Origin of the sequence: Nostoc spongiaeforme FACHB-130, from assembly GCF_014698475.1 — a bacterium.
Taxonomy (GTDB): Bacteria; Cyanobacteriota; Cyanobacteriia; order Cyanobacteriales; family Nostocaceae; genus Nostoc_B; species Nostoc_B spongiaeforme.
This window is the reverse complement of the sequence record NZ_JACJTB010000061.1, coordinates 1-18767: the sequence shown is the minus strand read 5'-3', so window position 1 is coordinate 18767 and position 18767 is coordinate 1. Positions and strand designations below refer to the sequence as shown.

The following is an 18767-nucleotide window of genomic DNA, read 5'->3' as shown; positions in this document are numbered from 1 at the left end:
AATATGATTTTTCACACTACTTATAAGAAAAATTACTCCTGTTAAACTAAGATATAGCTTGAGTATTCCACTTCCCAATCTCTGCTGCGCTATGACACCGATCCATCCTGAAAATCTGAGTGTTTTAGAAAATTCCTTGGCGTTGGCGATCGGTGAGGACTTTTCTTTAGAAAATGACCCCGACGTGATTCAGCAGTTGATTGGTGATAAGCGATCGCCCAATACCAAACGTGAATACCAAAAAGATTTGAAAGATTTTTTCTTATTTGTCGCCAAGAAAGAACCCAGCCGGGATTTAGTGTTAGAGTTTCTGCACCTGGAACAGCGTCATGCCGTCGCTGTGGTTCTCAAGTACAAGGCACATCTCATCAAGAAAAAGCTGGCTGAAGCTACGGTGAATCGTCGGCTCAGTGCTATCAAGTCGATGGTGGCAATGGGGCGGCGGTTGGGTGTGTGCAATTTCTCTTTAGATGATGTCAAAGGTGAAAGGGTCGAAACCTACCGGGACACTACAGGTATTGCCGCTACTGACTATGCTCAAGTTATCGCACTGGTTGACCAGAACACTTTAAAAGGCAAACGCGATTATGCGATTCTGCGGTTGCTTTGGGATAATGGCTTGCGTCGCAATGAGATTGTCAACTTAAATGTGCATGACTTTAACCCCAAGGAGAAAACGCTCTCTATTCTAGGTAAAGGCAAGGGTAGCCAAAAGGAAGTGCTTGACTTATCGGATAAAACCGCAACGGCGATCGCCGGTTGGATTAAAGCGAGTAAGAAAAAACGTGGTGATGACCCGCTTTTTACGGTGCTGTCCTACCACAAGAATGGAGCAAGATTAACCGGGGAGGCAATCAGGCGATTGGTGGATGGGTTATGTAAACAAGCCGGAATTACTAAGAAGATGTCACCGCATCGCATCCGCCACAGTGCGATTACTACAGTTTTGGATCTGAACAATGGCAACTACCGCGCAACTCAGCGATTCAGCAGACACGCCCAGGTGCAGACGGTATTGAAATATGATGATAATCGCCAGCGTTTGCAAAAGCAGATGAGCGACTCGATATCAGAACTTATTTAGGAATGTCAATTTGGAAATTCTGAGGATTTCTCAGAATAAAATGATTGTCTACTTTGACTAAATCACCTGTGCAGTGAATTGGTAAACGTTCCTGATAAGCTTTAATCGCTAAGATATAATCATGGTCAGCAAGTGAGGTTTTAATCTCTTGCAATCTCTCAAAAATTGTACATAGTAAAGTAATCTCTCCACTCAATTTATCAATGGAAGGAGTAGCAATTTGCATGACTACACCTTGTACATTGAAATTGGGATAATTGGTAATAAATTCGCTTAGTATATCAACTTGGTCACGATTTTCTACTGTTGATAATGTTTTTAATATATCGCTGATTCTTTCGGCGTAATCTCCTAAATCATGTTGGAGAGGTAACAAAATTTCATATTCAGGAGCCGCATCTTTTTTTAGTCGCCAAATTGCCCCAGCATCATTATATATACGCCCTGTCTCCTGCCAGCCTGTTGCTTGCAAATGTGCCTGTATCACTTCCGGGTTAACGGTTTTGAGGATTTGGCTATCTTTGATAGTAACTTTCATGGCAAATCTCCAAAACTAATGCGTTCAATAATGGCTTGGAGTGCATCGGGCGTAAACTGATTACTACGTGGTATTTCAATAGTAACATTGGTTGTATTTTCGGTGTCTGGCATTCCACGCAAGGATACCCAGTAAGCACAGTGTCTAATACAAAGTTCATCTTCAGTTTGTTTTATCCAGTCTGTTATCTTTTCTGGAACCAAAACAACTACTAAAATACGAGGGACAAGAGCATTGATTTTCAATTCATTATAATTTTTGAGAGAAAGGGGATATTTAATATAGTTTTCTTCAAGAATATCTCTAGCTGTACATTTTAGTTGTAGTTCTAGTCTAGGGGAAAGGATTTTACCTGTGCCACCTCTGCTAACTATACCTAAATCTACACTATCGTTATCTACTTCTGGTCTATATAAAGAATAACCTGCAACAGCAGCAATGGCTCTAATATAGGTGATGCTAAATTGTTCTTTTTGTTGGTTGATATCCATTAAATTTCTGTTATTATTCAATTCTCCATTGCATAAAGTGGTCTGGTAATTATTATAAATTTACAACTTTAAAAGAATTTAATCATATATAAATATCCCGGTACAAATAACCGATAATGTAGCTTTCCAATAACGTTTATCATACCTCGGTAGAGAGGTGCATAAATGTTTACAATCAATGAACACCTAAATTCGTTTTGCGGAAGTGATAGGGTGTCAATTAGTAATGCTAGGTCTGTAATTTCCGGTTTTTGATATCAAAATTGATAGCGGGTGTGTAGTGCAGCAGTGGGGCAAGCCAGTTGATAATCCACCAGACTAGCCCATACTCAGCAACAGCAATGATTATGGTTGAGCGTAGGCGATCGCCGTGGTCTTGACTTGCCTGGGTGAGTTTGTATATATACGTCCGTCTGTACCAATTTCTATACAAGTCCTGAGAAAATGCGATAAAACGTTTTTTAATGGACACTACCGGGCTACTCAGCGATTCAGCAGACACGCCCAAGTGCAGACGGTTTTGAAATATGATGATAACCGCCAGCGTTTGCTCTCAGCAGATGAGTGACTCGATATCAGAATTGATTTAGAAGATTGCGTCTTTTTATTTCACAAATTGAATGTTTCTGACACCTCCATATCCTGCCCTCATATTGAATCCAGCAACTTGATGAAAGTCATCACGGACAAACTGCAAAGTGATGTCCATACCTTCCAGTAAATCTTTGTTAATTGGCTTGAGGGTTTCTCGAAGAGAATTTCTTCGATTTAGCAGCAACTCTCCGTCTTCTATACTGATTCTGTAGGTGACATCTAACTCTTGGCAATAATACTCTCCTGTAAAATCCATCCACTGTTCAGAATCAGGAGGAGCAAAGTCTAGCCGTTGGAAAACGTCGCGTGTTTTGCCATCCACACAAACGTAAAGATGGGAGGGTTCATCTAAACCTGACTCTTCAAATTCAACATCGGCATTATAAGGAATATCTATGATGACAAAATGACTTGAACTCACAGGAGCAAGTGTAAAGCTCATTCCAGCAAATTCCACGCTTAATTTCCCATCCTTGACCAATAACTCCCAAACGGTTCCTGTTTTTGGGTTTTGATAAAAACCAGTTTTTCTCTCTAAATCAACCGATGGAATTTCTCTTATTTGGGTTTGGCGGCTTACAGATTCTATGCTTTGCTCAGTAAAGTCATCAACTAAGTAGATATCTGCAACTTTTCTGGCAAGTTCTGGCGGTTCAGTGCTGCCCAAATTTGACAAGCAAATTACAGAGAATCTCTGTTTGGGGAATCGAAGCATCTGTGATCTGTAACCCATCCATCCACCACTGTGGCTGATGGTTTCTAATCCTCGGTAATGCCCTATAACTAAACCAAAGGCATAATCTATCACTTCGCCGCTATTCAATCTTCCAGGTGTAATGATTTCTTCGATCAGGTCTTGCCCATATCCTCCTAATTTGTTTTGGTAAAAATTCTCATCCCAGATACATAGATCCTCAACTGTGGTATAGATACCACCGTCACCCACGACATCAAAAATAGACATATCAATCCGAAAGCTACCTTCGTCCCTCACAGAGTAGCCAATCGCTCTATTCCTGACAATCCTTGTGAAATCATCGTGAAAGTGAGTTGTCTTCATCCCAAGCGGACTGAAAATATGCTGATCAGCAAAAACCGCAAGAGATTCTCCGGAGACACGTTTTACAATTTCTGCCAAAAGAAAATATCCTGAGTTGCTGTACAAATGCTCCTCTCCTGGCTTGAAGTTCAATTCTTTTTGACGAGCTATTAAACCAATGATTTCGTTCTCAGGATACTCATTCTCACATCGCATTCCTGCCAACCCCATGAGGGTTAGGTAATCACGAATGCCGCTTGTATGGTGAATCAGATGCCGCACAGTAATGGGATACTCATATCTGGGTATCTCTGAAATGTAGATTTGGATCTCGTCATCTAAAGAAAGTTCCCCCTTTCTTGCAAGTAAAGCAATGCACATCGCTGTAAACTGCTTGGACGTTGAGGCAATATCAAAGACCGAATTCGGAGAAATCGTTACGTTGTGTTCTAAGTCAGCGATACCATAGCCGCGCTTATAGACAGTCTTACCATCTTTGATGATGGCTACAGCAAAACCAGGAGTGCCTGGTTTATCCCATTCAGAAAATAATTCATCGACTTTATTTGGTGATGGGAGTGTCATTATTGAAAGCTTGAAAGATTACTTATTTACTTATTATTGTACGAAGCGTCGATTATTAAGCCATGCTATCCAAATACGTACAAGCAATGAACCAATCGGGTTCATCAGCTTTTATCAATTCTCACAACCAGACTCAGTAATGTTGAGCTATGGTCTGTCTAAAATGTACTGGGCAAGGAATTATATCTGAGGCACTTGCTGAAACTGCTGTATGTTTCGACAATTAAGGAAAAGGGCATTCTATGTTTAGAAAGCAGCGTTAAAATCAAGCAGCCAGTAAACAGATGATTCAACAAAAACCCTTTATATTCGCTCGTACGCTTAGGAAAATTGGATGTACTATTGTTTTGGCATTCACATACTATAAAGTGGCTGAAATTTCACGTTATCTTGCCTCCACACCTCAAGACGTGACTCCTGTTTGGCCACCGGATGGAATTGCTGCTGGTGCTGTTTTATTGTTTGGTAACTGGAGCAGATATGGTGTTTTGCTGGGTTCATTTTTCGCCAATTTCTGGGCATTCCAAGATGCCACAAGTTTCTTATCCTTGGTGATTTCGACGCTACCTGTTCTGGGTATTGCGTTCGGAACAACCTTGGGGACAATTTTTGGTGCGTTCTTGTTGCGGAAAGCTACTAACTTTCGCTATCCCTTGGAACGTGTCACCGATGTATTCAAATTTTTGATTTTAACCGGGATGATGGGGCCGCTCATCAATGCAACTGTTGGAGTAGCTTGCTTGGCGCTGAGTGGTAAAGTTCCTTGGAAAGTGTATGGAACAGTGTGGTTAACTTGGTGGATTTCTAATGTTTCGGGAATTTTTATCGTCACCCCGATTCTTCTGAGTTGGGGGCAATTAATTCAAAAAAGCCGTCATTCAATTCAGCAATGGTTATTCTTTCGTTCAACGTTAGAGGATGCTGAAAATCTGTCTCAAATTCAGCACTTCCCAGTTTCCTCAAGTCGCTTAAGATTCTGTTTCCTTGTGGTAGAGTCAGTTACCCTGATGGGGTTGGTTATTCTGATCAGCAAAGTCGCTTTTGGTGAGGGGTATCATCTGGAATATATGTTGATTCCGATGTTGATCTGGTCTGGCTTTCGATTGGGTCAACCGGGTGCGACGCTGTTAACTTTTATCGTGGCGGCGAGTGCTGTGATTGCAACTGTCAATGGCAAAGGCGGTTTTGCGAGTGAGGATCTCAACCAATCTTTGCTTCAACTCCAATCGTTTATTGGTGTGATTACGCTAACTATTCTGGTGTTGACAGCGACCAACTCCGAAAGGACACAAGCTCAAACTAAGCTGCATTCAGCTTTTGCTGAATTAGCCAAAACTAATGAAATTCTGGAAGTTCGGGTTCAGCAAAGGACTGAAGAATTGAAGGAAAAGAATACAACTCTTCAGCAAACACTGCAAACACTGAAGCAGACCCAATTACAGATGCTTCAGAGTGAAAAAATGTCGGCATTGGGACAAATGGTGGCAGGAGTTGCCCATGAAATCAATAACCCGATTAATTTCATTCATGGCAACTTAATTCATCTTTCTGAGTATGTCCAAAGCTTGTTGAAGGCATTGCAAGTTTACCAACACCACTATCCTCATCCACCTCAAACTCTACACGCAGAATTGGATGCGCTTGAACTGGACTTTTTACGCTCAGATATGGTCAATATTCTTCAGTCCATGAAAATTGGTACTGAGCGCATCCGTGATATTGTGTTATCACTGCGGAACTTCTCACGCTTGGATGAAGCAGGATTGAAAGCCGTAGATATTCATCAAGGAATTGATAGTACCTTGATAATCTTACAACATCGATTGGAAGCAACAGAGGAGCGTCCACCGATTCAGGTGATTAAGGAGTATAGTTATTTACCACTGATTGAATGTGATGCCCGCTCCTTGAATCAAGTGTTTATGAATCTTGTGAGCAATGCTGTTGATGCCTTAGAAGAATCTAATCAGGGACGTTCGTTCCAAGACATTTGTGACAACCCCAACACTATTTGGATTCAGACTTGTCAAATTGATACTCACCAAGTGAGGATTATAATTTCTGACAATGGAATAGGTATTCCAGAAGAAATTTGCTCTAAACTATTTGATCCTTTCTTCACCACTAAGCCTGTTGGTAAAGGTACTGGCTTGGGTTTGTTTATAAGCTATCAAATTGTGACTCAGCAGCATGGTGGTAATCTTTGGTGTGACTCCACATTGGGGCAAGGCACAAAGTTTGTGATTGAGGTTCCTGTAAAAATTAACTGTTTGAACAAGATAGTTTAATTCAAATCTCTCTCCTAAGTTTTTTGTGGAAGCGAACGCTTGTCTTATGCAAACTTTCGCCAATTAACAAATTTAGATTTTCGCCTTACTGTCATTTACTTTGTTAAATCCCATCTCTTGGGATTTACAGCCAAGATTCAACAGACAATGTTCTCACTTGTTGAATTCTCTGAAAGTCGCTATCGGCTGACACAACGCTAAGACCGTTTTGTAGAGCTATAGCAGCAATCCAAATGTCATTTTCATCAAAGCCTAGGTCTGTCACCTGAGTTTTTCTACGCTTGCTTTTCTCTTTGGGGCCAAATTGTCTCATCAAGGCTGCTTTGAGTTGACCGTAAATATTAGCCGTGTCCTCTGTAACACCGTAGATGCGGATATCTTCTATAAATTCTGTCAAAGAAACAAGATTAGTTTCCCTCTGTGCAGAATTTTCCATCATATATGTAAGTTCACCCTGCACAATTACGCAGGTAGCAATATTTAATTCTCCAACTTCAGTTATTCGACGAATAACGTTTGGTTCGCCAAGGATGATAGCACTACAGTGGTTAGTATCTAGCAGGTACATTACTCAAAAGGATTTACATCATAATCGAATTTGGCTTTGCCACGAGTCGCGTAAACAGACTGAAGACACTCATCAAAGTCATCACCTGCCCAAGTGCCTGCGTGTCTGAGTATGGAACGGCCAGAAGCTGGACGATAGGGTATTTGAGAATTCTCTGTCGAGTTTTCGTGTGGTTGATTTTGGGTATTAGAATCTGCTGCTTCTGGCTGAATATGTGGGTGTTGCGGCTCTTTTTCTCCTGCTGCTTGCTTAGTTTTCAATAAGCGGAGAAAATCAAGCGTTTCTTCAAGGAGAGACTCTGGAGATGATTCAATTTCTTGGAGCAGGAGTTCTTTAATAGTCATATACTTAATCCTCTGCTAGTATGGCTTCCATTTGCATCAACAACTTTTCTAATCTTTTCTGTTTTTTTGGATCATCCCAGGCTTTTGCTTTTTGAAAACGATGGGTAATCTCTTGCATCTTCTGCTTTAGCGTTTGGGGTTCTTCCTTGGCAGGTAGAAATGCTTTGAGCCGCTCCCTGATTTGAGCAAGAGATAAGTTTTGAGTTATCGCATCCTCCAGTAATGCTCTTCTCTTGTCCTCATCTTTTAACCGAGCAATGGCTTGAGCCTTAGTGTAAGCAATTCTGCCTGTTCGCAGTGCTGACAAAATTTCACTTGGTAAATTTAGTAGTGTTAGCCTAGTTGTAACGAAAGACTCCCAAGTAATAAATGCTAGGTTATCAAAAACAGCTTGAATTTGCTGGGATTCTGAACTAATCAAAACGTTTTGATTAGTATTGCCAACCACTTCATTTCGCATCCGGTAAAGAAGAGAAGGAACCTGTGCCAAATCGATTTTAAGTTTGAGACTTAATAGTTGCAAAATTCCCTCTGTTTCTTCTACAGGGTTGAGATCCTCACGCTGTAGGTTTTCAACAAGGGCTAGTTGAACTGCTTCATCATCGGTTAATTCTCTTACAGTTACAGGAATTGAAGTTAAGCCTGCTTCTTTTGCAGCTCTATAACGTCGCTCTCCCGCTACTAATTCATACTGACCATTTTTGGGGGCAGGACGAACTAATAATGGTTCTAAAATTCCATGTGTGGAAATTGACTCCTTTAATTGTTGAAGCTTTTGAGGGTCAAAATAGCGGCGAGGTTGGTTTGACGGAAGAATGATTGAATCGATAGATATTTGATGAACATTGGATTCCGTAGCCTCAAATTTCCAATCATCTTTCAAGCTATTACGCCTTGCCATAACTCAAAGCCTCCTCGAAAAGCTGCTCATAATCTTTTGCAGCTTGATATGCCGCATCACCAGACATACTAAAAACAGTAGCAGATTGACCTGGTGCATCAGCAATAACTTGTCGCTGATAAATCACTTGTTTCAGTAAAGTCAGCCCTTGAGTTTGGGATAAAACCTCTTGGGCTTCCCTTAATAATACAGTTCCTTTTGAAGCTCGACTTAAAAACATCGCTGCTTTTGGAGTCCCTTTGCGGATTTTCTGAGCTTGGTTGACCAAACGGACAATATCTTTAGTTGCTAGTAGATCGAGATTTGATGGCTGCACAGGCACTAATGCAAAATCAACACTCAACAATACGGCTTTAGCTGTTTCGCCAAGCACTGCTGGAGAATCCACTATAACTGCATCATACTGTCCTGAGTACAGCGTAATTTGGTCAAATAAATCATCTGGATCATTGACAATTAAAGAAGGTAAGTTAAGTTTTTCTAGCCACAGACTGGAACTTGTTTGTCCATCCGAGTCAATAACTATCACATTATGCTTTCTCTGGGCTAACCAGTAAGCAAGGTGAACTGCTGTAGTTGATTTTCCACAGCCACCCTTTCTGTTTAAAACACCAATTAACATTGATTCTGCCTAATAATTTTTCAGCTTGGCTTTAAGATTACTGCCATTAATTATGCGGTTCTTCGCTACAAATTTCGCTTGGTTGATGAAAAGAGTCAAACGCCCGAATGCTGCGAAAAAAACCACATACCCCAAAGTGCCTGTTCACAAATTACTTCTTCCAAGAAAATAGTTTGGTAAAACTTGGGTAGAGCTTGAGCTACAGAACGCTAATGAATACCACCAAAATTCACTCAATTGTTGGCATTCATAACTTTACTCTGCTGGTGTTTTACACAGAGGCTGATTGCTGGCAATTCCGGTTAATTAGTGCTGGTGGTGCAGTGTTTGGTAAGGGCAAGCTTTACTATACGCCAGAAGCCGCAGAAAAGGCAGGGCGTGAGTGGATTGAACAGGGTAATTGAAAGTTTCGTGTCCACTATTTTCTGGAATTTGCGATCTAGCTTTTGTAGTCATGGAAAGAAAAGCCACTTATACAGAACTTCTATAACTTGCTCTTGGGAATATAACCCCATCAAAAGCCCAATCATTCCGACTGGGTTTTTGACTGCGAGAGCGTACGCTGCCTTATCACATCAGGGTTAACCATTTATTAACCTTTACTGGATGCACCTAATTGGCTTTTATGTCATCCTAGAAAAAGAGAATTAATTTGGTGAGTATTTTTGTTTTTAGTATTGACAGGCTTTACCCTTTTGGTATTTACAGACTTTTCTCCGAAATTTAAATCTCTACACACTCAAAATTTTGGAGAAAATCAATGTCAATTTATGTAGGCAACCTCTCCTACCAAGTTACGGAAGAGGATATTAAGGGTATTTTTGCTGAATATGGTACTGTAAAGCGGGTTCAAGTACCACAAGACCGGGAAACAGGTCGTCCGCGCGGCTTCGCTTTCGTGGAAATGGGAACAGATGCAGAAGAAGATGCTGCTATTGATGGTCTTGATGGTGCTGAATGGATGGGTCGTGACCTGAAAGTTAATAAAGCCAAGCCCAAAGAAGACAGAGGTTCGTCTGGTGGTGGACGTGGCGGATATAGTGGTGGTGGACGCGGACGCTACTAAGCTTTGAAACCGTATTAAAAGAGAGAGCCAATTTTTAGGCCATTGATCAAGCAATTTAGTAGGAGAAAGAATGACCCAAATTATAGTGGGTGAAAATGAACATCTTGAGTCAGCGTTACGCCGATTTAAGCGAGAAGTTTCCAAGGCGGGGATTTTTCAAGACATGAGGAAGCATCGTCACTTTGAAACGCCTATTGAGAAATCCAAGCGCAAAAAACTGGCTTTACAAAAGCAAGGTAAAAGACGTTTCCGCACTTGAGAACTGACATAGTTTTTAATGAATGCCCTCATAGTGTTTATGAGGGTTTTTTCTATGGAACTTAGCAGCAGTAAGCAAAAATTAAGCAATGGTAGTCCTTACTGGCTTCTAAGTAGCAAGAGTTACCCATTTAGTTCTTTTATAAAAGCATCAAACTCTAAAAGCCTTATGCTACTCAATTCTACACAATCGAGTGATGATGCTGATTCTTCTCAATTCAGCGAAGCCGGCATCACCGTGCCAAATATATACTTATTTATTGTCCCTTGTTCCCTGCTCTCCATTTTCTTAAGTATTTCTTCCAGAGTTTCGGAATTAAATCGCATGAAAAATTCCGAATTACCACCAATCTCGACTGTATCTCTCGTCAAAGGTGATATTTACAGACACAAAGAGACATGGCACAGATTAATGGCACAATGATGCAATATTTCCACTGGTACATCCCTAACGATGGGAACTTGTGGAGTAAAGTTGAGGCTTCAGCACCAGAATTAGCAGATGCAGGTTTTACAGCCATGTGGCTACCACCAGCCTACAAGGGCTTTGCTGGGTCGTTTGATGTGGGATATGGTGTTTATGACTTATTTGATTTAGGTGAGTTTGATCAAAAAGGCTCAGTGCGGACGAAATATGGTACACGTCAGCAGTATCTTGATGCGGTTAAATCTCTGCAAACGCATGGTCTGCAAGTTTATGCTGATGCGGTACTAAATCATAAGATGGGTGGTGATGCAGTAGAAACACCAAAAGCCACTCCTTTTCCTCAAGATGATCGCCTGAATCCTAAAGGTGGGTTACAAGATATTAAGACCTACACTCATTATAATTTCCCTGGACGGCAAGGCAAATATTCTAACTTTGAGTGGCATTGGTGGCATTTTGATGCTGTTGATTATAACGAATATAATAGTGGCGATCGCAGCACAGTCTATTTATTAGAAGGTAAAAACTTTGACGACTACGTAGCCTTAGAAAAAGGCAACTTTGCCTATTTGATGGGTTGTGATCTCGATTTTCAAAACGAGTGGGTGCGCGGTGAAGTTACTTACTGGGGTAAGTGGTATCTTGACACTACAAAAGTAGATGGTTTCCGCATTGATGCTATTAAACATATTTCCACATGGTTCTTTCCTGAATGGATAGATGAACTAGAACGCCACGCTGGTAAAGATTTATTTATGGTAGGAGAGTATTGGTATAACGATATTAATACTCTGCTTTGGTATGTTGATGCTGTTCGTGGCAAAATGTCAGTTTTTGACGTACCACTACATTACAACTTTCATCAAGCCAGCAAATCTGGAGGCAATTATGATATGCGCCGGATTTTGGATGGCACAATGATGCAACAACGCCCTACCCATGCTGTGACATTTGTCGAAAATCATGATTCTCAGCCGTTACAAGCTTTGGAATCTGTCGTTGAACCTTGGTTTAAACCCTTAGCTTACGCCATTATTTTGTTACGACAAGAAGGCTATCCTTGTGTCTTTCATGCTGACTACTACGGTGCAGAGTATGAAGACTGGGGGAAAGATGGCAATCGTTACAATATTTTTATGCCCTCCCACCGTTGGATTATTGATAAGTTACTTTATGCCCGTAAACATTATGCTTACGGGCCACAATACAACTATTTAGACCATTGGAATACTATTGGTTGGACACGCTTAGGTGATGCAGATCATCCTCAAGGAATGGCTGTGATTATGAGTGATGGTTCAGAAGGTTCTAAATGGATGGAAGTTGGTAAACCCAATACTAAGTTTATTGACTTAACTGAACATATTAAAGAAGCTGTATATACCAATGAATGGGGCTGGGGTGAATTTCGTTGTCTAGGTGGTTCAGTATCAGTTTGGATTCAAGCATAAAACATATTCAAATTTGTGGAAACTCAGTCCGATGGATCTCGAATCGCACTTGCAGGTATCTCGGCGGCCACCCTATTCCCGAAGCACCCTGGTTCACCGTCAAAGCAGATGACAAAAAACGCGCTCGCCTGAATTGTGTTTACCACATCCTCAGCAAGATTCCCTATGTGGATATGACTCCACAACCCCTGGAACTGTCTCCCCGGAAGTCTGCGTGGAATCTGCGGTTGAAAATGCTTCTACCTCTGCCAAGTTCTGATTGCAGAGGTAGAAATTTGCTCATGAGTGCTTGAAACACGCCTATGAACTTGCACCAGCTACTTCAGAAGCAGCCTCTACATCTGGTTTAGGCTCCTTCGCTTTCTTCTGGAAAATTTGGACTCCTGCATCAACTACTTCAAACCCTGAATCTGTTCGTTGACCCAGCTTTCCAGATATAGCCCCTGCCCAATCCCCAAACTCCAAGGCATTAGCTTCAGCCTTGCGCCAGCTTTTGGCATTAATCAAAGCAGTGAACACTACACCGTTCTGGTCAGTCAATGAGACTTCAACTTTCTTGTTAGCTGCCGGTGTAGCTGTTGGTAATTCACCGCTAAATTTGATTGTGACTTCGCTTTTTGCTTGCATACCTCGCCCCTGACTCATCTAAAACTCAAATTTTTCGCTACTGAATTTTATCAGGCTTGATGTTGGCCACAACTTGACTGCACGGCAGAAATATCACCTTCAGATTATGTTAGGGCTTGGGCTTATGAGTTGACGACCAACCAAACGCTTGACGTAACCTTTGCGAGGGATTGAACTTGAACACCCAACACTCTCGCCCTGTTCTGACATAGAAAGTGCCGAAGTTCCGTAGAGCAACACTGTCCCCCTGTTTTAGCGATTCATAAATTTCTTCTATTGTGGCATCAATAATTTCTTCAACGGCTCCATTTTGTTTACTCAACCGTTCTTGAACGCGGCGTACCAATTCCTTTTTATCAACAGACATCTTAGGCGGACTGATACTAACTTTTCTTGGTTTCATATAAACTTCGTACCCTAACTATTATTTAACCTCAAAGGAATTTATAAGGTATTTACAAGGATTTTCTCAAAAAGGCATTTTTAAGGTAAACCAATGGTATTTCAATGGCATCCCAATGGCAGAAATAAGGATTTACTACTGCCACAAATTGATTTTTTGAAAAATTTGGTTATTCTGCCAAAAATAAGGTTTCCCAATGGCATTCTAATGGCATTTATAAGGTAAACCAAAGGTAAATATAAGGATTTTGACCCCAAAAACCTAATTTATGACCTTGATTTATACCGCAAAAATTTCTGACTAAAACTCTCGCACAGTACGCAATCTTGTTTGGCCAGTTTTTTTTGACTCAACAGCATCATCAGAACAAAATCGCGTTCACAGCCACTCGATTTACTACCAACGCACTACAATTGAACTACAATTAAACTACAATAGTGATTCTTTCCTTGATAAGCTCAGTCATAATCACCACTAAGTCTATGTAATTAGTGGGTTTTTAATTCTCTCAATTGTATACCAGATTACTATTTTCTCGGACTGTTCTACGACTAGTCGTAGGCTGTTCTACAACTGCGCTATGACTGCTCTAGAGCATCTCAAATCGCAACTCAAAGACTGCTCAAAGGCAGTCACAGGGAAACGGCAGTCAATGGCTGTCAACAATTCTGCGGTGGCAGAATAAAATAACCATACTTACTATGGTTATTTTTGCTATTCCAAATAAGAGCCATTTTTGAAGGGCGTTTTGGGCTAAAAATTGGATTTTTTGGGGATAAGTTATCTTAACAAGGTGAGAGTGAAATGGCTGACGCTATAGCGCCATGAAAGAAATTAAAGCGGCGTAATTTAACAGGCAGTGCAGTAAATGAGTTGATTGAGGCTGAATAATACCTCAATGTTGCAAACGTACTTCAAAAAATCGGTTTCAATTGAGTCACTACTTGAGCAAGAAAATCTGTAATTCCAAATATTGTTTAGTTCAATGAGAGCCACCAAGAACAGCCAGCACTTTCTATATTTGAGTTCTTTCTGGCTTTCACTTTTACCAAAAGCAGCAGCTCCCATCACCTAACACCACTGGTTTATTCCATTCCGCCCACAGTTTTTGTTCAGGTTTGGGGCTGACTCCTAAGCTCCAACCTTCTATATAAAAGTTGATTTTAGCTTGAATCATCAGGGTTTGCGGCTTACTAAGACCGTCGCTGTTGCTCAATGTCAGTCATGCTAATAGCTGGTTAATTTGCTGGTTTTAGAGCAGCACAAAAGATGTGCAAATCAGCACTTATATAGTGCTAATTCTGCACAGTTTTTGCACAGTTTTCGACCAAAACTTGTGCATCTTCATGACCAAAAGTGCCAAATTAGCCGTACCGAATTGTGCTAATTCTGTGCAGAACTGTGCAATTTTAGCTCTTAGATTGCACCAATGGCTTTCGATTGATGGCGATGGATGGGCGGTAGCAGAAAGCTTTGGGATGGGGGTACTAATATGGAGGTGTACTCACTACACTTCTACGCCCTTCGGGTGGGCTGCGCCCATCTTTCGCTACGCTCAAGACGCAGAAGTTACGTTCGCCCCTGCGGGGGTTCTGCACAACTTTGGCACACTTGTAAAATTCGAGAGAAAATCAATGGCGGCTTTGGCGATTCTGCGCGTTGAGAAACTCAAGTCTTTCGGCAATGTTGGGGGTAGCGAAAAGCATACCGCCCGTTTACAAGATACCCCAAACGCTGACACCACTAAAAAAAATATCAGACTGATTGGTATGGAGGACGGTACACCACTCGAAGAACTGGTAAAAACCAAGATAGCCAGCACCACTAAACACAAACCGCGTAAGGATGCCGTGCTGTGTAGTGAGATTTTCTTGTCGGCATCGCCTGAATATTTCCGCCCTCATGACCCGTCAAAGGCTGGTGAGTGGGACGATAAGCGCATGGCCGATTTCGCCACTGCTTCTTACTTTTGGTTAAAGACCAACTATGGTGATAAGTGCGTCCGGGCAGAATTGCACTTGGACGAAGCTACTCCCCACATTCATGCTTACGTCGTTCCTATCAACGATAAGACTAAGCAACTAAGTCATAAAGAAATGTTCGGCGGTGATGGTCGGGCTGCCAGCATTAAGTTGTCCAAACTCCAAGACAGCTACGCGGAGGCTCTCGCGCCTTTGGGCATTGAACGGGGGGTGAAGGGCAGCAAGGCAACCCATACCAAGGTAAAGGAATATTACCAAGCGGTTAACAGCGAACCACTCACCGCAGTCATTACAAATAACCAATTAGCACCCACACCATTTGAATCAGCCAGGACTTACATTGCCCGGATTCAGCAGCATGACGATTTCCAAGCCATTAACCACCAATTGGCTGACCGCGCTTTCATGGCGCAAAGATTATCCCGTGCCGAACAACGGGCTAGGGATAGTGAAAAGGAACGGCAGCGACTTGAAAAACGAGTGCAACTGTTGGAATCAACCAGTCAACTGCGTGACCTGCCCTTGGAAGATGTCGCTTGGGAGTTGGGGCTAAATCATGATCATGAACGGTGGAGGGGTCACGGTCACATCATTAATATAGATGGCTCGAAGTTCTACGATTTTTCACCGGAGCAACACAAGGGCGGCGGTGGTGCAATTGATTTGGTGATGCACGTTAACTCTTGTAATTTTCGACAGGCGATCGCTTGGCTCAGTGACCGCTTTGGGGAAGCTGGGGCAGAAAAAGCGGCGATCGCTCACGCCAGGAATGCGACAAGTGAGATTATCCAGTCAGAACCTCGTCCACAATTCCAGCTACCAGTTGAGGATAAAGCCAAATGGCAGTTAGTCTCTGACTATCTCACCCAAAAACGAGGGATAGGAGAAAATCTGGTTCAAGCTCTCCACGAACGGGGACTAATTTACGCTGATGATCAACAAAATGCTGTGTTCGTGATGCGGAATCTTAGCGATTTACCCCATGCTAAAGGTGCATTTTTGCGTGGGACAAGGGGCGAAAATAACAGTTTTAAGGGTTATGAGAAAGGGACTAAGCGGCGTGAGGGCTGGTTTTACTTCCACCTGGGCGGACAGCCGACTGACCCACCAGAGAAACTAGTGCTGTGTAAATCGCCCATCGATGCTATGTCAATAGCCATGCTGGAGTATCAAGTTAGAGGCGACGTGCCACCCATAAGAACGTTGTACATGGCAGTTGATAGCCCCAACAGTTTAAGAGTTGAGCAATTACGGCATATTCCTAATGTACAGGTGGCTTTTGACCCAGATGAAGCAGGAGAAGCTGCTGCACGGGCTGTTAAGGATTTATTGCCACAGTCCAAGCGGCTCAAGTGCAAGACGGCTGACTGGAATCAGCAACTTATTGATTATGGGCGGCAGTTACGCCAGCAGCAACGACGGGAACAGGATGATGATTTGAGTCTTTAAAAAATTGAACATACTAAAATAACCTTAAGGAATACTCTGGGAGTACAACTCATAGTTGTGGATGCCAATTCAATTTTGCAGCAAGCTTTAAATGACTTCTGCTTACAAACGCTTCAAGATGCAACTTTTGTTCGGAGGGCGTTTAAGCAGATAAATCAGATGAAACGAGAGTTTGGTAAAGGGTTTGCTTTGGTTAATGTGGGGGAGTTTAGCCCTATTTTAGGTGAATTCATTTACCCACTTTCTGACGGCGGCGAAATGTTGTGGTTGGATGAGGAAACAACTCGTCAACATCTAAATCATGAAATTGCCACTAATGTTTTGAATGTAGTTAATTTTGAATCCTGCCCCGCTCACCACGAAATTTTCATTTTCATGGGCAGTATTGATAATGGTGTTCATGTAAAAGTTGGTCGATACAGTGTGGCTGTCATGAGTTTCGATGTTGCTGACCCCTACCGCATTAAACCCTCATCAATTACATCGAAGCAAATTGAAAAACGGCTGCGACGTATGGCCAATAGCGGAGTACGTCTGTTAATTCTTGATACTTCTAATCCTGATGTTATGGGTAATAACCTAGCAAAGTGGTTGCGTGAAATCAAAAGGTTAGGAAATCAAGCATCTCTTCACTTTAGCGTCATGATAGATGCTAGTGATGAGTTCCCCGCTTCCCTCCCAGATGATTTGCAATCGGACTGCTGGACTATCAGGTTTGATAAGTAAGGAGCGGCCGCATTCCACGAAATAGCCCAATTGTGGAATCAAGAGCTTGATAACAGCAGATTGGTAATTAGGGCATTAAAGGTATTGAGTTAGGTAGATAGATTGCACTTATGGCGCAGAACGATGGATAATTGGAAGTTCTTTCATAAAATATTGGATGTTTATCCCTGGTTGAATGATTTGGGGTTGGTTCAATTAGACGTTCCACTACGAAGCCATTTTCATTTAAAGAAGTGAATATTGTCTCAAAAGTGTGATGGTAACTTACTAATTCCATGTCATCAAACATATTCCATCGATATTCATCATTATGAAAATATGGGCGCATCGTTACGTCATAAGTACGACCATTCCAAAATTTATTAGTCACTTCATCAAACGGATGATGAAACGAAAAGATGAATTTACCAAAGCTTCGGATTACCCTTGCAACTTCAGTAAATAACGGACTTAGCTCTTTAACGTAGTGAACCATTAAACAGCTATAAATTAGCTCAAAACTTTTATCACCGAATGGCAGTTCTTCGGCAATACCAACATAAAAGTCTATTTCGGGATGTTCTTTTCGAGCTATCTCAATCATTGTGCTTGACTGATCTAGACCAATAACGTTTCCTCCCCACGATTTTACTTTCGCAGCAAATTTTCCAGAGCCACAGCCTATATCTAACACATTGCGTTGATTAACATTCTTCTCAATCAACTTAGTCATTGATGGAATATCTAGGTATTCATTCCAAAGATTATCTTCTTCATTGTTTCTTTTCAAATGATATCGCTCACCATATTTGTCGTACATTAGTTTGTTATGTTTGTGACCAATCATGATTTTCTTAATTTCCTGATTATGGGGTATGAGTAGCATTCGCGCAGAAAACCGGGTGAAGAAGTATTACATGAGTAATACAATAATATTTCAAGGCTGAAACCCTTATTTTCTCGTTGAGTAGTGACTCGATAATAAGTTGAAGTTAATGACCTTCGTTATCAGGAAAATCCTTAGCGAATAAGGCTTTTAAGCTGATACCGATTTTCTGTTCTGATGATACTCATACCCCAACTTTCTCTGTCACTTTCTCATGATGGTTGCCATAATCTTAAAAAAGCCGAATGCCCCATTTAAAACACCTGCTGTTTTCACTCCACCCATCATCGCTCCCATAATGCCGACTGAAAGTGTATCAGCTCCAGTCAGGTATAGATTTTTAATTGGGGTAAATATAGCGAAGCTGTCACCAGGGGCAAGATAGCCTGAAAGTACTGCGGTGAATGACTTTCAGGCTATAAAATTAAGAGACATAAGAACACTGATATTTTTAGACAC

Annotated in this window: 21 protein-coding genes; 10 read left to right on the top strand and 11 right to left on the bottom strand. The window is 41.6% G+C overall.

Features of this window, described 5'->3' with window-relative positions; genetic code table 11:
- The first annotated feature begins 91 nt into the window (after window positions 1-91).
- Window positions 92-1084: a tyrosine-type recombinase/integrase gene (locus H6G74_RS27970; RefSeq protein ID WP_190970843.1), complete on the top strand. Its 993-nt coding sequence runs from the start codon at window positions 92-94 to the stop codon at window positions 1082-1084.
- Here the strand turns inward: H6G74_RS27970 and H6G74_RS27965 are convergent.
- From H6G74_RS27965 to H6G74_RS27950, 4 genes are all read right to left on the bottom strand, one after another.
- Window positions 1077-1622, bottom strand: coding sequence for a hypothetical protein (locus H6G74_RS27965; RefSeq protein ID WP_190970841.1), 546 nt, complete (start codon window positions 1620-1622; stop codon window positions 1077-1079). The genes H6G74_RS27970 and H6G74_RS27965 overlap by 8 nt on opposite strands.
- A complete protein-coding gene (locus tag H6G74_RS27960) occupies window positions 1619-2113 on the bottom strand; it encodes a DUF4365 domain-containing protein (protein WP_190970839.1) in 495 nt (164 codons plus the stop codon). The genes H6G74_RS27965 and H6G74_RS27960 overlap by 4 nt, the downstream gene beginning before the upstream one ends.
- A gap of 229 nt (window positions 2114-2342) precedes the next feature.
- Entirely contained in the window at window positions 2343-2585 is a 243-nt protein-coding gene (locus H6G74_RS27955; RefSeq protein WP_190970838.1) for a hypothetical protein, read from the bottom strand.
- A gap of 132 nt (window positions 2586-2717) precedes the next feature.
- The gene (locus H6G74_RS27950; protein WP_190970836.1) at window positions 2718-4331 is read right to left on the bottom strand and encodes a serine hydrolase domain-containing protein; all 1614 of its coding nucleotides are present in this window, start codon (window positions 4329-4331) and stop codon (window positions 2718-2720) included.
- 284 nt (window positions 4332-4615) lie between these two features.
- Between H6G74_RS27950 and H6G74_RS31655 the strand changes: the two genes are divergently transcribed.
- Window positions 4616-6619 (top strand): MASE1 domain-containing protein, encoded by a 2004-nt coding sequence (locus H6G74_RS31655; protein WP_190970834.1) that lies wholly within the window; start codon window positions 4616-4618, stop codon window positions 6617-6619.
- A 124-nt stretch (window positions 6620-6743) separates the two neighbouring features.
- Here the strand turns inward: H6G74_RS31655 and H6G74_RS27940 are convergent, their stop codons facing one another.
- The 4 genes from H6G74_RS27940 to H6G74_RS27925 are packed head-to-tail and all read right to left on the bottom strand — an operon-like array spanning window position 6744 to window position 9054.
- Window positions 6744-7187: a type II toxin-antitoxin system VapC family toxin gene (locus H6G74_RS27940; protein WP_190970832.1), complete on the bottom strand. Its 444-nt coding sequence runs from the start codon at window positions 7185-7187 to the stop codon at window positions 6744-6746.
- Window positions 7187-7531 (bottom strand): DUF2281 domain-containing protein, encoded by a 345-nt coding sequence (locus H6G74_RS27935; protein ID WP_190970830.1) that lies wholly within the window; start codon window positions 7529-7531, stop codon window positions 7187-7189. Before H6G74_RS27935 ends, H6G74_RS27940 begins: the two co-directional genes overlap by 1 nt.
- Window positions 7532-7535: 4 nt before the next feature.
- On the bottom strand, window positions 7536-8432 hold the full coding sequence (locus H6G74_RS27930; RefSeq protein WP_190970828.1) for a ParB/RepB/Spo0J family partition protein: 897 nt from the start codon (window positions 8430-8432) through the stop codon (window positions 7536-7538).
- Window positions 8419-9054, bottom strand: coding sequence for an AAA family ATPase (locus tag H6G74_RS27925; protein ID WP_190970826.1), 636 nt, complete (start codon window positions 9052-9054; stop codon window positions 8419-8421). Before H6G74_RS27925 ends, H6G74_RS27930 begins: the two co-directional genes overlap by 14 nt.
- 212 nt (window positions 9055-9266) lie before the next feature.
- On the opposite strand from H6G74_RS27925, the gene H6G74_RS27920 reads away from it, so the two are divergent.
- The 6 genes from H6G74_RS27920 (at window position 9267) to H6G74_RS31865 (ending at window position 12549) form a co-directional block, all read left to right on the top strand.
- Entirely contained in the window at window positions 9267-9458 is a 192-nt protein-coding gene (locus H6G74_RS27920; protein ID WP_190970824.1) for a hypothetical protein, read from the top strand.
- Between the two features lie 356 nt (window positions 9459-9814).
- Window positions 9815-10120, top strand: a complete 306-nt coding sequence (locus H6G74_RS27915) for an RNA recognition motif domain-containing protein (protein WP_190970822.1) — start codon at window positions 9815-9817, stop codon at window positions 10118-10120.
- 70 nt (window positions 10121-10190) lie between these two features.
- Complete coding sequence (rpsU, locus tag H6G74_RS27910) at window positions 10191-10379, top strand: 30S ribosomal protein S21 (RefSeq protein WP_015115835.1); 189 nt, start codon at window positions 10191-10193, stop codon at window positions 10377-10379.
- 168 nt (window positions 10380-10547) lie between these two features.
- On the top strand, window positions 10548-10802 hold the full coding sequence (locus H6G74_RS27905) for a hypothetical protein (protein WP_190970820.1): 255 nt from the start codon (window positions 10548-10550) through the stop codon (window positions 10800-10802).
- Window positions 10778-12256, top strand: coding sequence for an alpha-amylase (locus H6G74_RS27900; RefSeq protein ID WP_190970818.1), 1479 nt, complete (start codon window positions 10778-10780; stop codon window positions 12254-12256). Before H6G74_RS27905 ends, H6G74_RS27900 begins: the two co-directional genes overlap by 25 nt.
- On the top strand, window positions 12217-12549 hold the full coding sequence (locus H6G74_RS31865; protein ID WP_390850196.1) for a hypothetical protein: 333 nt from the start codon (window positions 12217-12219) through the stop codon (window positions 12547-12549). Before H6G74_RS27900 ends, H6G74_RS31865 begins: the two co-directional genes overlap by 40 nt.
- A gap of 7 nt (window positions 12550-12556) precedes the next feature.
- Here the strand turns inward: H6G74_RS31865 and H6G74_RS27890 are convergent, their stop codons facing one another.
- The gene (locus tag H6G74_RS27890; protein ID WP_190970816.1) at window positions 12557-12883 is read right to left on the bottom strand and encodes a hypothetical protein; all 327 of its coding nucleotides are present in this window, start codon (window positions 12881-12883) and stop codon (window positions 12557-12559) included.
- A gap of 109 nt (window positions 12884-12992) precedes the next feature.
- Window positions 12993-13286 carry an HU family DNA-binding protein gene (locus tag H6G74_RS27885; protein WP_242051367.1) on the bottom strand — a complete coding sequence of 98 codons (294 nt, stop codon included), beginning with the start codon at window positions 13284-13286 and terminating at the stop codon, window positions 12993-12995.
- Between the two features lie 1634 nt (window positions 13287-14920).
- On the opposite strand from H6G74_RS27885, the gene mobV reads away from it, so the two are divergent.
- Window positions 14921-16717, top strand: coding sequence for a MobV family relaxase (mobV, locus tag H6G74_RS27880; RefSeq protein ID WP_190970859.1), 1797 nt, complete (start codon window positions 14921-14923; stop codon window positions 16715-16717).
- Window positions 16718-16774: 57 nt separating this feature from the next.
- A complete protein-coding gene (locus H6G74_RS27875; protein WP_190970814.1) occupies window positions 16775-17443 on the top strand; it encodes a hypothetical protein in 669 nt (222 codons plus the stop codon).
- 67 nt (window positions 17444-17510) lie between these two features.
- Here the strand turns inward: H6G74_RS27875 and H6G74_RS27870 are convergent, their stop codons facing one another.
- A complete protein-coding gene (locus tag H6G74_RS27870; RefSeq protein WP_190970812.1) occupies window positions 17511-18269 on the bottom strand; it encodes a class I SAM-dependent DNA methyltransferase in 759 nt (252 codons plus the stop codon).
- Window positions 18270-18767: the final 498 nt, after the last annotated feature.

Coding starts and splice junctions, on each gene's coding strand:
- H6G74_RS27970 (WP_190970843.1), top strand. CDS start 92: ATGACACCGATCCATCCTGAAAATCTGAGTGTTTTAGAAAATTCCTTG.
- H6G74_RS27965 (WP_190970841.1), bottom strand. CDS start 1,622: ATGAAAGTTACTATCAAAGATAGCCAAATCCTCAAAACCGTTAACCCG.
- H6G74_RS27960 (WP_190970839.1), bottom strand. CDS start 2,113: ATGGATATCAACCAACAAAAAGAACAATTTAGCATCACCTATATTAGA.
- H6G74_RS27950 (WP_190970836.1), bottom strand. CDS start 4,331: ATGACACTCCCATCACCAAATAAAGTCGATGAATTATTTTCTGAATGG.
- H6G74_RS31655 (WP_190970834.1), top strand. CDS start 4,616: ATGATTCAACAAAAACCCTTTATATTCGCTCGTACGCTTAGGAAAATT.
- H6G74_RS27940 (WP_190970832.1), bottom strand. CDS start 7,187: ATGTACCTGCTAGATACTAACCACTGTAGTGCTATCATCCTTGGCGAA.
- H6G74_RS27935 (WP_190970830.1), bottom strand. CDS start 7,531: ATGACTATTAAAGAACTCCTGCTCCAAGAAATTGAATCATCTCCAGAG.
- H6G74_RS27930 (WP_190970828.1), bottom strand. CDS start 8,432: ATGGCAAGGCGTAATAGCTTGAAAGATGATTGGAAATTTGAGGCTACG.
- H6G74_RS27925 (WP_190970826.1), bottom strand. CDS start 9,054: ATGTTAATTGGTGTTTTAAACAGAAAGGGTGGCTGTGGAAAATCAACT.
- H6G74_RS27920 (WP_190970824.1), top strand. CDS start 9,267: ATGAATACCACCAAAATTCACTCAATTGTTGGCATTCATAACTTTACT.
- H6G74_RS27915 (WP_190970822.1), top strand. CDS start 9,815: ATGTCAATTTATGTAGGCAACCTCTCCTACCAAGTTACGGAAGAGGAT.
- rpsU (WP_015115835.1), top strand. CDS start 10,191: ATGACCCAAATTATAGTGGGTGAAAATGAACATCTTGAGTCAGCGTTA.
- H6G74_RS27905 (WP_190970820.1), top strand. CDS start 10,548: ATGCTACTCAATTCTACACAATCGAGTGATGATGCTGATTCTTCTCAA.
- H6G74_RS27900 (WP_190970818.1), top strand. CDS start 10,778: ATGGCACAGATTAATGGCACAATGATGCAATATTTCCACTGGTACATC.
- H6G74_RS27890 (WP_190970816.1), bottom strand. CDS start 12,883: ATGCAAGCAAAAAGCGAAGTCACAATCAAATTTAGCGGTGAATTACCA.
- H6G74_RS27885 (WP_242051367.1), bottom strand. CDS start 13,286: ATGAAACCAAGAAAAGTTAGTATCAGTCCGCCTAAGATGTCTGTTGAT.
- mobV (WP_190970859.1), top strand. CDS start 14,921: ATGGCGGCTTTGGCGATTCTGCGCGTTGAGAAACTCAAGTCTTTCGGC.
- H6G74_RS27870 (WP_190970812.1), bottom strand. CDS start 18,269: ATGATTGGTCACAAACATAACAAACTAATGTACGACAAATATGGTGAG.